Annotated in this window: 12 protein-coding genes; 5 read left to right on the plus strand and 7 right to left on the minus strand. The window is 60.6% G+C overall.

The features are described from left to right. The first annotated feature begins 139 nt into the window (after positions 1–139). The 3 genes from mprF (at position 140) to VJR68_RS19105 (ending at position 3973) form a co-directional block, all read left to right on the plus strand. On the plus strand, positions 140–2743 hold the full coding sequence (gene mprF / locus VJR68_RS19095; protein ID WP_324150235.1) for a bifunctional lysylphosphatidylglycerol flippase/synthetase MprF: 2604 nt from the start codon (positions 140–142) through the stop codon (positions 2741–2743). Then, complete coding sequence (locus VJR68_RS19100) at positions 2740–3516, plus strand: AcvB/VirJ family lysyl-phosphatidylglycerol hydrolase (protein WP_324150236.1); 777 nt, start codon at positions 2740–2742, stop codon at positions 3514–3516. The genes mprF and VJR68_RS19100 overlap by 4 nt, the downstream gene beginning before the upstream one ends. A 283-nt stretch (positions 3517–3799) precedes the next feature. Then, entirely contained in the window at positions 3800–3973 is a 174-nt protein-coding gene (locus VJR68_RS19105) for a DUF1328 domain-containing protein (protein WP_324150237.1), read from the plus strand. 82 nt (positions 3974–4055) lie between these two features. On the opposite strand, the gene VJR68_RS19110 is transcribed toward VJR68_RS19105, so the two are convergent. Next, the gene (locus VJR68_RS19110) at positions 4056–4895 is read right to left on the minus strand and encodes a methyltransferase domain-containing protein (protein WP_324150238.1); all 840 of its coding nucleotides are present in this window, start codon (positions 4893–4895) and stop codon (positions 4056–4058) included. A gap of 21 nt (positions 4896–4916) precedes the next feature. Between VJR68_RS19110 and VJR68_RS19115 the strand changes: the two genes are divergently transcribed. Continuing rightward, a complete protein-coding gene (locus VJR68_RS19115; protein ID WP_324150239.1) occupies positions 4917–5381 on the plus strand; it encodes a GNAT family N-acetyltransferase in 465 nt (154 codons plus the stop codon). 70 nt (positions 5382–5451) lie between these two features. Here the strand turns inward: VJR68_RS19115 and VJR68_RS19120 are convergent, their stop codons facing one another. The 4 genes from VJR68_RS19120 to VJR68_RS19135 form a co-directional block, all read right to left on the minus strand. After that, positions 5452–6330, minus strand: coding sequence for an alpha/beta hydrolase (locus VJR68_RS19120; protein ID WP_414647821.1), 879 nt, complete (start codon positions 6328–6330; stop codon positions 5452–5454). Positions 6331–6389: 59 nt separating this feature from the next. Next, positions 6390–7139 (minus strand): DUF4386 domain-containing protein, encoded by a 750-nt coding sequence (locus tag VJR68_RS19125; RefSeq protein ID WP_324150241.1) that lies wholly within the window; start codon positions 7137–7139, stop codon positions 6390–6392. Positions 7140–7315: 176 nt separating this feature from the next. Next, positions 7316–7459 (minus strand): TRASH domain-containing protein, encoded by a 144-nt coding sequence (locus VJR68_RS19130; RefSeq protein WP_324150242.1) that lies wholly within the window; start codon positions 7457–7459, stop codon positions 7316–7318. A gap of 159 nt (positions 7460–7618) precedes the next feature. Further along, positions 7619–8446: an AraC family transcriptional regulator gene (locus tag VJR68_RS19135; protein ID WP_324150243.1), complete on the minus strand. Its 828-nt coding sequence runs from the start codon at positions 8444–8446 to the stop codon at positions 7619–7621. A 164-nt stretch (positions 8447–8610) separates the two neighbouring features. Here VJR68_RS19135 and VJR68_RS19140 point away from each other — a divergent pair, with 164 nt between their 5' ends. After that, on the plus strand, positions 8611–9501 hold the full coding sequence (locus VJR68_RS19140; RefSeq protein ID WP_324150244.1) for an isocitrate lyase/phosphoenolpyruvate mutase family protein: 891 nt from the start codon (positions 8611–8613) through the stop codon (positions 9499–9501). A gap of 75 nt (positions 9502–9576) precedes the next feature. Here the strand turns inward: VJR68_RS19140 and VJR68_RS19145 are convergent, their stop codons facing one another. Beyond that, a complete protein-coding gene (locus VJR68_RS19145) occupies positions 9577–11373 on the minus strand; it encodes a right-handed parallel beta-helix repeat-containing protein (RefSeq protein WP_324150246.1) in 1797 nt (598 codons plus the stop codon). A gap of 186 nt (positions 11374–11559) precedes the next feature. Further along, complete coding sequence (gene bla / locus VJR68_RS19150) at positions 11560–12600, minus strand: class A beta-lactamase (RefSeq protein WP_324150247.1); 1041 nt, start codon at positions 12598–12600, stop codon at positions 11560–11562. Positions 12601–12673 lie beyond the last annotated feature (73 nt).

The raw sequence follows: 12673 nt of genomic DNA on the forward strand, positions 1-12673 counted from the left end.
AGCTTGATGTATCCAGGGCGCTCCGATCGGAGCGCCCTTTGTTTTGATGAGAAGCATGTCTGCGCTGACAGGCCGCAAGTTACTGCCTGTCATGCCATCTATGGCACCATCGGCGTTCGGGGAATCGAGAGGCAGTAGCGTGGAGCAGCAAGGCGGGGCCGAAGTCCTTAGCCAAGAAGACGCCCTCAACCGCACCGGTCCGGTGTGGCTGCGTCGATTCGCCGGCCCGGTGTTGTCGGTGCTGATGCTGTGCCTGGCGTTGTGGGCGCTGTATCGGCTGGCGGGCGAAGTGAGCTATCACCAGGTGGGCGAATACATGCATCGCCTGCGCCGCGGACGCATCGGCCAGGCGATCGTGCTGACCGCGCTCGGCTACGCGGTGATGCCGCTGTATGACTTGTTCGCGCTCAATTCGATTGGCCGCACGCTGCCCAAACGGCGCGTGGCGCTGATCTCCTTCATCAGCTATGCCTTCAGCAACACGCTGGGCATGGCAATGCTGGTCTCCGGCTCGATCCGCTATCGCTTCTATATCCAGGCCGGCTTGTCGACGCTGGACGTGGCCAAGGTCGTGCTGTTCTGCACGCTCAGTTTCTGGTTGGGCCTGTTCGCCATCACCGGCGCGACGCTGCTGCTGGTGCCCATTCCCTTGGGCTTGCCGCTGGCGCACTGGCACCTGCTGTTGGGCATCGTGCTGTGCCTGATTCCGTTGCTGTGGCTGGCTGGTGGCGCATTGCTGCGTCGACCGATCAAGCTGTGGCGCTGGAAGGTGCAGCTACCGCCGCTCTCCGTGGGGTTGCGCCAGGTGTTCGTCGGTGCGCTGGACTGGGGTTTGGCCGCCGCCGTGCTGTATGCGTTGATGCCCGATTCGCTGGCGCTGCATTTCGGCTCGTTCCTGGCGATCTTTGCGCTGGCGCAGATCGCCGGCCTGATCAGCCACGTGCCCGGTGGCCTGGGCGTGTTCGAAGCGGTGATGCTGGCGGGTTTCGGCGCCACCGGCAATCAGGCCTTGTCGGCGCCGATTCTCGGTGCGCTCGCTGCATTCCGCGGCGTGTATTACTTGCTGCCGCTGTGCGCCGCCACCGTCGCGGTAGTGATCCGCGAAGCGCGCGGCCTGCGCCAGGCAGCGTTGCTCACGCCCTGGTTCAACGGCTTGCTGCCGCCGTTCTTCGCCGGGCTCACGCTGGTATCCGGCGCGATCTTGCTGTTCTCCGGGGCAACCGCCGTGCTGCCCGGCCGATTGGAGCTGTTGAGCGATCTGTTGCCGCTGCCGGTGATGGAGATCTCGCACTTCCTCAACAGCGTGATCGGCATGTCGCTGTTGATCCTGGCGCGCGGCCTGCAGCGCCGGCTCGACGCGGCCTATTGGTTGACGCTGGTGCTGCTGCTGGCCGGTGCGGTGGCGTCGTTGCTGAAAGGCATCGACTACGAAGAAGCCGGCCTGCTGGTGCTGCTAGCGATTGCACTCGCGCCGGCACATCGTTTGTTCTACCGCCGCGCCTCGTTGTTCGACATCACGTTCTCGTTCGGCTGGCTGCTCGCCTGCGCGACGGTGCTGGGCTGCACCGTGTGGCTGGTGCTTTTCAGCTACCAGCATGTGGAATACCGCAATGACTTGTGGTGGCAATTCAGCTTCTACCACGGCAATGCACCTCGCGCGCTGCGTGCCTTGGTCGGCGCGACCGGCGTGGCATTTCTGTTTGCGCTCACCACACTGATCCGCTCAGCGCGCTCACGCCCCACCCTGCCCGATGAAGTGGAACTGGCGCGCGCCCTGCCGCTGCTCAAGCAATACCACTCGGCTCAAGCTCATCTTGCGCTGATGGGCGACAAGAGCCTGCTGTTCGATCCGGATGGCAAGGCCTTCATCATGTATGCCGTCGAAGGGCGCAGCTGGGTGGCGATGGGCGATCCGATTGGTCGTGACGATCGCACACGACAGGAATTGGTGTGGACCTTCCGCGAGCGTTGCGAACGCGGCGGTGGCTGGCCGGTGTTCTATCAAGTCACGCCGGACGATCTGGATCTCTATCTCGAAGTGGGCATGAGCCTGCTGAAGATCGGCGAAGAAGCACGCGTGCGGCTGGAGCAGTTCAATCTCGACGGCAAATCGAAGAAGGTGTTGCGCAATACGGTGAACAAACTCGCGCGCGATGGCGTGCGCATGGAAATCGTGCCGCAGGCACAGGTATCCGCGCTGTTGCCGCAACTGAAACCGATCTCCGACGCATGGCTGCGCGAAAAACGCGTACGCGAAAAAGGCTTCTCGCTCGGCGCGTTCGATGAACGTTATCTCGCCCGCACGCCGATGGCCGTGGTGTGGCAGAACGACAAGATGGTGGCCTTCGCCAACATGCTGCTCACCGACAGCATGGAAGAAGCCTCGGTCGACCTGATGCGTTACCTGCCCGACGCTCCGCCAGGCCTGATGGATTACCTGTTCGTGGAGCTGATGCAGTGGTCCAAGGCACAGGGCTACCGCTGGTTCAACCTCGGCATGGCGCCATTGTCCGGCCTGCAGAGCCGCCGCCAGGCACCGCTGTGGAACCGTTTCGGCGCACTCATCTTCGGGCGTGGCGAGCGCTTCTATAATTTCCAGGGCCTGCACCGCTACAAGGACAAGTTTGACCCGGAATGGGAGCCGCGGTACCTGGCAGCCCCGGGCGGCATTGCGTTGCCGGTGGTGCTTACCAATGTTGCCAGCCTGATCTCAGGTGGCTTAAGCGGAGTCGTGCGTCGATGAAGTTGCGTATTGCGGTGGTGGTGATCGTGCTGGCGATCATCGCGGTGCTGGCCATCTGGAAACCTTTCCCGCATCCCAGCCTGGAAGATGCCACCGTCAAATTAATGCCCGCGACACAGGCGCCGGCTGGCCACGATGACGTTGTGGCGATTTTCTATTCCGGCGACGGTGGCTGGCGCGATCTGGACCAGGAACTCGGCAAGCGTTTGCAGGCGCACGGCGTACCTGTGCTCGGCATCAGCTGCCTGGACTATTACTGGCGCATGCGTTCACCGGAAGAATCCGCACGTGATCTCGATGCGCTGATCAATCAATACACCACGCAGCTGCATAAGCAGAAGGTATGGCTGATCGGCTTCTCCTTCGGCGCCGATGTGCTGCCCACCATCGTCAACAAGCTCAGCCCCGCCAATCGCGCGCGCATCACGCAAATGGTGCTGCTCTCGCCGAGCCAGGACGTGAACTTCGAGATTGAAATGGAAGGCTACATCATGGTGCGCGAGAACTGGCTCAAGACGCACCTGCAGGAAGCCAAGCAATGGATCAACCCGGTGCCGCACTACCCGGCCTTGCCGCCGATCGAAGCGCTGCAGAACAAGCCGCCGCTGGTTTGCTATTACGGCCGCGACGATGGCGACGACACTGTCTGCAACGATCCCAAGCTGCCCAAGTGGGTGAAGGTGTACGTGAAGCCGGGCGATCACCACTTTGACTACAACTACGACGGCTTGGCGATGCAGATGATCGGCGACCTGCCGAAGGATTCGCCCTGAATCGTAGGCCGGGATGAAATCCCAGCATGTGCGGTGACTCAGGATGCTGGGATTTTCACCCCAGCCTACGGTTACCAGCCGCCGATGTGAAGCTTTTCACCTACCCGCTGCACGCCATACATACCTGGTCTGCACACGCGGCACGCACGATCTTCATCTCGCTGAATTGCCTAGGCCGCACGTACACAACGCGTACGCGTCTTTCACGGGTGCATTGGTCGAATCAGCAACGCCGAACGCACTAACGCGCCCGGCTACTCAATCGATTCGGATGGAGATTGCCATGCTTTACTGGGCCGCCGTATTTTTCATCATCGCCATCATCGCCGCCGTGTTCGGTTTCGGCGGTATTGCCGCCGGGGCGGCGGGTATTGCGAAGATTCTGTTCGTGGTCTTCGTCATTCTGTTCGTGCTGTCGCTGATCTTTGGCGGCATCCGCCGAGGTCCGCGCCCATAACGATAGACAACTCAAGATAATTTGGATTGAAGCCGCAGCGTCGCGGGCGCTGCGGTTTTTTTTGGTGAAAGTGGCAACGCGACTAGCGGCTGCGGAACAACGTGGCCCGGTGCGGAGCGCAGTCGTCATCGGTCGATAGCCACGGCTCCTGGGCAATCACCGCCGTGCAAGGCCCCAGGCTGCAAAGCCGAATGGCGCGACGCCTTGCTTCACGCGCCAGCATGTCCAGCACGGTACGCAGCATCGCGCCGGTGAACGGGGTGTACAGATAGAACAGCGTGCCTTCCGACAAGTGTGCGTCGCGCACGTCCTGTGCCAGGAACGTAGCGTTGCGTACGTTCAATGCCTGCGCGCACTGCTGTGCACTCGTGACATAAGCGCGTTGCCGCTCGATGCCGATGCAGTGCGCGGGCGTGCAGATCGCCGTCAGCAGTGTGACGTGGCCCAGTCCCGCGCCGAGGTCGATAACGGTGTCGTGTGCCGTCATCGATGCGCGCGTCACGAAATCGAAGATATGCCGCGCCGGCGTCGGCTGGTAGAACACCATCTCCGCTTCAAGCTCGGGTACCTCGCCGGGCTCGGCAAGATCGAGCACGCCGCTGAGCAAGGCATCCAATGGGTCGTAGCTCTCTTCGCCGCCATCGTGCGGCGTGGCCGCTGCGCACTGCAGCAGGGTGGCTGCGCCGCGGCCTTGCTGGATGTCCTGGCGAACGGATTGATAGAACTGCTGGTTGATCGTTTCCAGTTCGCGCATCAAGGTGTCGATGCGGCTTTTGAACGCCGTCTCTGCCGCATCGCCATGGTGGACGAGCCAGCTCTCCAGCTGCTCCAGCATGTCGATACGCCGGCGCCATTGATCCGGCTGTTGCCACGATCGATCCTGTAGCATGGCGTCGAACAGGGGTTGCACGTTGTTGACCATCGATCCTTCCAGGAATGCCGCATGAGCAAGCCGTATACGATCCGGCCGGTAGAAGAAGACGATTTTTCCGCATGGTTGCCGTTATGGGAAGGCTACAACGCCTTCTACGGCAGAAGCGGTTCGACGGCACTGTCGATGTACATCATCCAGACGACATGGCAACGCTTCTTCGATGCCTACGAACCGGTGCATGCGCTGGTGGCCGAACAGGACGGCAACCTGCTTGGCCTGGCGCATTACCTGTTCCACCGCAGCACCATCCAGATCGAACCGAGCTGTTATTTGCAGGATCTTTTTACCGACGAATCAGCCCGTGGCCAAGGCGTAGGCCGCGCATTGATCGAAGCGGTGTATCGGGCCGCCGAATCAGCGGGTTGCCGGCGCGTGTACTGGCATACGCATGAAACGAATGCGACCGCCATGCAGCTGTACGACAACGTGGCGGAGAAGTCGGGCTTTGTTGTCTACCGCAAATCACTTGCCTAGTCGCTCGCGTAGGCTGGGATGCAATCCCAGCACCGAGAAGCCGGGATCGTATCCCAGCCCACGCATACCGTTACATGTGGGTGCGCTTTAGCCATTCGAGCAATTGCGCCAGCACCTGATGCCTTCCTGTCTCGGTTTCATTGAACAGCTCATGGAACAAGGTATCGAAGAAGCGGCTGGTCAGCTGCTTCGTCGCCCACGCGCCATTGGAAAAATCGCGGCTACCCGATGGATCCACCAGGCGATCACTACCGGCGGCCAGCAATAGCGTCGGCACGCGCAATCGCCACGCATCGGCAATGCTCGATGCCCCAGCCCGGAAAATGAAATCAGCCAAACGCGGTGTTACCGTGCGCGAGCACAGCGGATCGTTGCGGTAGGCGTCGATCACTTTTGCATCATGCGACAAACCGTCCAGCGGCAAACCGTTGCGCAATGGCAGATTCGGCAGCACGCGTGCCAGTACGGCGGCCAGACGACGCAACCAGAGTGCTTCATAGGAACGCAACGCCGGCGAGGAAAGTACCAGCCCCGGCGGTTCCACCCGACCATCGAGTACCGTGCGCGCTGCAACCAAGCCACCCATGCTATGACCCAGCAGCAAGGGCGGCCGCCCCAGGCTGGCCGAATAGTGCTCGTACACCGTGCCGAGATCGGTCAACAGATCGTCACTGCGACGCAAGGCGCCGCGCGGGCCCGGCGTGCGGCCATGTCCGCGCTGGTCGTAGCTGCGCACCGCATAGCCATGCGCCAGAAACCACTGCGCCAGCGCTTCATAGCGCCCGCTGTGCTCGCCCAGCCCATGCACGATCAACACCGCATGATGCGCCTGATGCCGCGGCCAATCGCGCAGAAATAACCGCTGGCCATCGGCCATGGTCAGCCAGAGCACGCCCTCTTCCTGCCTGCCATGACTGGCCATGGGCTCCGCCTGTTTCTGTCTTTCCATAACAGCCCCCTTGTTGGCCTGCCTACATTAGCCTTTGGCAGGCGGCCTGAGAACTGGTCTTACGGCATCCAGTGTGTCGTGCGCGGATTAGTCGCCCATACCCGCCATTTGTCGACATTCAAGCCGACGATGGTGAGCCACAGCGCCAACGAACCTTCTCCAGGCAGGCAGGGGAAAAGCAGGTATGGCAGCAGCCGGTCCTGCAGGGCGGGGGAAATGAAACTGAGAAAGCCGTCGGTGAAATAACAGAAACCGGAAAGCGCCAGCAGCAAGCCGATAATCCGCGGCAAAAAGCCCGAGCGGAAAATCAAATAACCAGCGAGCATTTCATCCAGCCCGTAAAACACGAAGGAAATAAGCAGCCCCGTATCCTGCAATTGCAGCGAGAGATACGACATGGCCTGTAATTGCGCCGGACTGAACGCGGCCATGGCGCCGCTCTCGGCCACGAGCTTCAACGGCATATACGCGTTGACCATGTCGAGACCTTCGATGGCGGTGCCAATCAGGCCGCAGCTCATCGCCATCGCTGCGACCACCCCGTTGACTCGCCGGAACAGAATAAAGCTGATCACTTCATCGGGCACGTTACATAGCAGCAGCACGATATGGGCGGTAAAGCCCAGCCGGAACAGCGTTTCGTGCGCGGCAATGTGCTGCATGGTCGCCGCGGCATCGCCGGGCACAATCAATACGCTGCGCACGTAGCCGATGTCGAACGCACCGGTAATGATGCCAATCAGCGAAACAACACCGACGATTCTCGCCAGCGTCCGCGGAGAAAACCGTTCCGAACCGGCATTAGCCATAAGCTCCCCTATGCCTGCGCGACAATAGACCCGGAAAGCCAGCAGCCTTGAGTATGCTCGGCGGAGGCTACTCTTTCGCGTGCCGAAAGTAGTATCGACATGCCGCCACCCTCCCTTGGAAGCAAGGGAGGATGGCGTTATTTCCAGTATCGCGAAGGGCCTTACTGGAATGCGTGTTACGCACCTCCCTTGGCACTGGCTTCGCGAAGCTTTTGCGCGCATTCCTCGCAACACACTTCCACGACGCGGCCACCAATGGTGACCTGGACGGGATTGTCGTCCAGCGCGTAATCGCATACGGCACAGGTTTTCTCGCTCATGACTTTCTCCTGATGTAACCCGTCAACGGGTACGCACAGGAGACCACTCGGCAAACGGGGGCGCTGTCGAATTCTTTAGGTGTTTGGAGGGCTATCGTAGGCTGGGATGAAATCCCAGCATTGTCATGCATGGCGATGCCGGGATTTCATCCCAGCCTACTAGCCGGTGGACGTACGGCGAAACTCGGCCGGCGATCGGCCAAAGGCTTGGCGGAACGCACTGGTGAAATGACTGTGGCTCGAAAAACCAAGCGCCAACGCCAACGCAGACAAGTCATCGTAATGCTGGATGAGATCGAGCGAACGCGCCAGGCGCAACTGCAATTGATAACGGTACAAGGGCATGCCCTCGACCTGCCGGAACACCTGGGTAAGGTAGACGGGCGAACTGCCGATGTCCTTGCCGATCTCGGCCAGCGTCCAGCGTCGTGAAAGATCGCTGGCCAACAAGACCTTCACGCGATCGGCCAGCCGGCGGCGTGCATGTGTCGAAGCGGGTTGCCGTGAGGTGCGCGGGCCAAGGCTGCGGGCAACCATGGTGAGCACCAGCGCTTCGGCTTCCAGCGGATCAATGCTGCCGTGCTCCAGGCTATGGCGCAGCAATGCCACCAGCGCTTGCGCACGTGCATCGATACGCTGCGACTGCGTGCGGAAAGCGACGTCCGCTTCGGCTTGCAGCAAGGGCTTCGGCGCCAGCTCCGCCAGCCATGCCTGGTCCAATTGCAACGACAGGCAGGCATCGCCGCCGTCCAGCGGATGGCTGACCTGATAGCCCTCTTGCGCGTTGAAAAACAGCACATGGTTGGCGTCCGCCACGGCCTGGTCCTGCCCCACGTGACGGAGGTACAGCCCGCGATAAGGGAAGACCAATTGCGTGGCGGATGCGCACTCTTCCGCACTGCGATGACGGCACGTGCCGTTGCAGTGGACGTTACGCAGTGTCAACGACTCCGTCGACAGCAGCACCTTGGAGCTGAGCTCCGACATGGCGGCACGTTACTTCTGCTTTATCGAGGACCTGAGCTTAACAAGCTCGCCACCGGTTTTGCCTGTGCCACGAGGCAACAGCTAAAGATTTTGAAAGCGTATCCGCCCTCTTCCATGGTCTCCTTTCCCGGCCCGATGAACGGGCGCCAAGACAGGTCAAGCGCATGAATCGCGAGCAGCAAGCACGTACCGAATACTTCCACCGGCTGCATGACGGCCCGGCGCCGCTGATGCTGCCCAATGCGTGGGACGTCGCCAGCGCGCGGGTGATCGAGAACGCCGGCGCCAAGGCGATTGCCACCACCAGCGCGGGCATGGCGTGGTCGCTGGGCTATCGCGATGGCGAACAGATGCCCGTGCAGGAGCTGCTGGCAGGCTGCAAGCGAATCTGCCGTGCAGTGAAGGCGCCGGTCACTGTGGATATCGAGCGCGGCTATGGACGTGACGCGCAAGATACCGGCGACCTGGTGGCTGCACTGATCGATCTCGGTGTCGCTGGTATCAACATCGAGGACGGTACACTCCCCGGCACGCAAACGCTGGCGCATCCCGCGGTACTCTGTGCGCGCATCGCCTGTGCACGAACGATTGCTCGTGATCACGGCTTGCGGCTTTTCATCAACGCACGCATCGACACGTATTTCTCGCAAGATCTGGCCGCCACCGCCAAATTGGAAGAAACGCGCACACGTGCACTTGCCTACATCGATGCGGGCGCCGATGGCATCTTCGTTCCCGGCCTGGCCAATCTGCAGGACATTGCAACGCTGGCTCGCGCGCTCCCGGTGCCGCTCAATATCTATGCCGGCTATCCAGGCGCGCCTCCGTCGAAGACACTCGGCGAGCATGGCGTGCGCCGGATCAGCCTGGGTTGCGGCCCGATCCAGGCAGCGCTTGCACACCTGGCGCGCATGGCATCGGAAGCCATCGGCGAAGGCCGTTACGACACGATGAGCGAGAGGATGTTTACGGTCGCGCAAGCGAATGGTTTGTTTGCGGTGGCCGATACCAACGATCACGACGACGCCACTCATGCCATAGCAGCGATGACGTAGTGCGACAAAACGCGAAACACCGTCGCCCCGGCATTCGCCGGGGCGACGACTGAAAGCTTTTCGCTGCATCAAAACTCAGTTCTGATACGCACCCCGATCGATCATTCCACCACTAGCCGTGCGCGACGCACCGGCATAGTCATAAGCCCCGTTGCTCGCCAAACCTAGGTTCACCCCGCTACCGATGGCCGGCGATCCCGCCGAAAGCTGCAAGTTAGGCGTCGTCGTGTTTGTGAACAAAGGATCGGCAAGCAAGCCATTGGCTTCACTCACGCTAGCCTTCTGGAAGCCACTCAATATGGAGTAAGTATGGTTATTCCAGATCCATTCCGAGGACGCGCCACTATCACTGGTATAGAACAGATCGTTTTCCAGCGTGACGGGCGGCGTGCTCGATGACACGAAACTATTCACCAGCAGGCCCTGCCCGTTCGCATACAGAATGTTGTTGGCAAACAGATTGTTGCTGGCGTGGTATTGCACCTGGAACTCGCCGGCGCCCGATTGTGTCGTGTCGTTTTCGAACAAGGTGTTGTTGACGATGGTGCAGTGATCCGTGCCACCTACCGACGACGAATAGCCGCCAATGGAGATACCGGTGACGTTGCTGTAGGACACCAGGTTGTTGCGCGCGGTGACGTAACTGGTGTCATGGCCGGAGTGTTCGCTCGCCAGCTCAATCCCCAAGTCGGCCGCCTGCACGCTGTTCTGCTCGATGGTGATATGCGTACCGCCATCCACATAAATGCCATCGGCGCCCGGTTGGTCATTGTAGGCAGGGTTGTTGGTCGAGGTGATGTTGTAGACCGTGTTGCCGGCGATCCATCCGTTGCGCGCCTGATCCAGGCTGGTGGTCGGTGCGGTACCTTCAAAGCCGATCGCGTCGATGCCGATGTTGTTGTTGTCGTGCACCCGGTTGTTGGTCACCTGCCAGTTCTGCACGTTGCCGTTCACCGTCAGCGATTCGCTGTAGCCGGTGGTGAGATGATCCACTTCGTTGCCGTCGATGATCAGGTTGCTGATCGGCGTGGCCGCCGTGCCGTACACCGCCAGGCCGAACGCATCGCCCGACGACGTCGTGACCGTGGTGACGATGTTGTGGATATGGTTGTTGCGTATCTCGATATGGTCACCCGAACCTTCAATCAACAGACCCGCCGGCACCAGGCTGGATGATTTGGACGTGTAGTTCTGCAATTGCAGCCCCACCACGCGCACGTAGTTTGCGTTTTGCAACGTGATCAAGCCCTGCTCGCCTTGCGGTACGCCGAGGCCGGTACCGTCGATGGTGGCGAGTTGCCCCGGTGCAGACGTCAAGGTGATGTAGCCTGCGGTGGCAGAACCCGAACGGGTGATGGTCACCCATTCGTTATAGGTACCGCCCGCTACTTGCACCGTTGCGCCGGCTGGCACCGTATTCATGGCGTGCTGAATGGTGCGCCATGGCGCAGCCGCACTGCCGTTGGCGCTATCGCTGCCGGTGGTTGCCACGTAGTACGTCGCGCCACTGTAGGTAGACGCCGCAACCGCCACCGATGCACCGCCTGTAGCGAGCGGTGCTGCTTCCGCCTGTGCCGTTATCTTGGCAGTAAACGATGACACCGCACCCGCCGGCGCGGTGTAAACACCGTTCGCGGAAATAGTGCCGAGACTCGGCGCACCATCTGGTACGCCATTGACCAACCAGGTTACATTCTGATCGCTGCTGCCGGATACCGTTGCAGTGAAGGACTGCGTGCCATTGGCAGCAAGCGAAACCTGCGTAGGTGATACGGCCACAGTGACTGCGGCCGAAGCAGCCGTCGTTGCGAAACAAGCAGCGGCAAGCATGGCGGCTAGCATGGCCGTGCGCGTCTGGGGAAACGTACTCATACTTTCCATATCCTTACGAAAGATGGCGTCGTCAACGACGACGGGGATGGGACAGCCCGCGCACTATGGCGCAGGCTGTCATCGCAAGAATGCGATGGCTTTCGCAGGATGGTGGTAAGTCAGAACGGCCATGGCGACACACACAACGTCATCGCTACAAAGTGAGAACTGGCGAGCTTTACTTCACTACTCTTGCACAGTTGTTTCCGATGCATCACGCGATGCCGCCTTGGCAACGCTCCTGGCAATATCGGCATAGATGGCATCGCGCTCCACCTTATTCGCGCGAGAACCAGTGAGAAACGCGGCAACGATAACTGTGTAGCCGTTTGGCCAGGTCATGATGCCGATATCGTTATACGCAGCGGTTTCACCTTCAAACGACACCGACGTTCCGCATTTGTCGGCCAGGCGCACACCTTCCGGTAAACCGGCACGCAAACGGCTGGGAATCGTCTGCTTGTACATGAGCTGCAACAAATGTTGCGTCGAGCTTGTCGACAGTAACTGGCCCTTCCAAAGCCGCTGCAGAAATTCGGCCGCTGCATCGGGTGTGGTGCGATTGCGTGGATCATTCAGATAATCGCGATAGCCGCGGCGAAGCCGCGCAAGCGATTGCTGCGCGGTCTCGTCGGCAGGAATCTGGTCGCCATGAGCGATGCCATCGAAGATCCGATCAACATCCGCTTCGTCCATATCCACGCGCATGCTGTCGATGCCATGCGCATGCAGGAAGGCAGTGACCGCCTTCGGGCCACCCACCAGACGCACCAGGGCATCGGCCGCCGTGTTGTCGCTTTCGCTTATCGCAGCGGTCAACAATTCGTTGACTGTGAACGTCATGCTGTCACCGCGAAAGTGCGCACCGATGGACGGAACAGCGGAACCACCCACGACATCAGCACGTGCTATGCGCACCTTTTGCGCGAGCGAGAGATGTCCAGCATCGATTTGCGCAAGCACAGTGGCGGCGACCGGTGCCTTGAATACGCTCATCATGGGGTAAGCGCGATCAGCATTGATGCGCGCCTGAGAACCGCTATCCAGATCAAGCACGGTGATGCCTAGCAAGCCAGGCCGAGCGCGGGCAGCAAGCTCGTTCAATGCCGACTGCAGCGATGCCTTTTCCACGCCACCACCATCGGCCTGGAAAGCCAGAGCAGGGTGCCATGCACAAACCGAGAACAACAAAACCAGGTGAGCGGTGAATCCGCGTCTGCAAATCATGTATAACCCCAAGGCAAACCTTGGCAATGGTAAGCCATCGACCTCGCGGCGAATAGCGCGACTGAACCGAACG

The sequence above is a fragment of the Dyella sp. genome (genome assembly GCF_035277725.1).
GTDB lineage: Bacteria > Pseudomonadota > Gammaproteobacteria > Xanthomonadales > Rhodanobacteraceae > Dyella_B.

Excerpts from the sequence above, each read along its gene's own strand:
- VJR68_RS19130 (WP_324150242.1), bottom strand. The coding sequence starts at position 7,459 with ATGAGCGAGAAAACCTGTGCCGTATGCGATTACGCGCTGGACGACAAT.
- VJR68_RS19140 (WP_324150244.1), top strand. The coding sequence starts at position 8,611 with ATGAATCGCGAGCAGCAAGCACGTACCGAATACTTCCACCGGCTGCAT.
- VJR68_RS19100 (WP_324150236.1), top strand. The coding sequence starts at position 2,740 with ATGAAGTTGCGTATTGCGGTGGTGGTGATCGTGCTGGCGATCATCGCG.
- VJR68_RS19120 (WP_414647821.1), bottom strand. The coding sequence starts at position 6,330 with ATGGAAAGACAGAAACAGGCGGAGCCCATGGCCAGTCATGGCAGGCAG.
- VJR68_RS19135 (WP_324150243.1), bottom strand. The coding sequence starts at position 8,446 with ATGTCGGAGCTCAGCTCCAAGGTGCTGCTGTCGACGGAGTCGTTGACA.
- VJR68_RS19115 (WP_324150239.1), top strand. The coding sequence starts at position 4,917 with ATGAGCAAGCCGTATACGATCCGGCCGGTAGAAGAAGACGATTTTTCC.
- VJR68_RS19145 (WP_324150246.1), bottom strand. The coding sequence starts at position 11,373 with ATGAGTACGTTTCCCCAGACGCGCACGGCCATGCTAGCCGCCATGCTT.
- bla (WP_324150247.1), bottom strand. The coding sequence starts at position 12,600 with ATGATTTGCAGACGCGGATTCACCGCTCACCTGGTTTTGTTGTTCTCG.
- VJR68_RS19110 (WP_324150238.1), bottom strand. The coding sequence starts at position 4,895 with ATGGTCAACAACGTGCAACCCCTGTTCGACGCCATGCTACAGGATCGA.
- VJR68_RS19125 (WP_324150241.1), bottom strand. The coding sequence starts at position 7,139 with ATGGCTAATGCCGGTTCGGAACGGTTTTCTCCGCGGACGCTGGCGAGA.
- VJR68_RS19105 (WP_324150237.1), top strand. The coding sequence starts at position 3,800 with ATGCTTTACTGGGCCGCCGTATTTTTCATCATCGCCATCATCGCCGCC.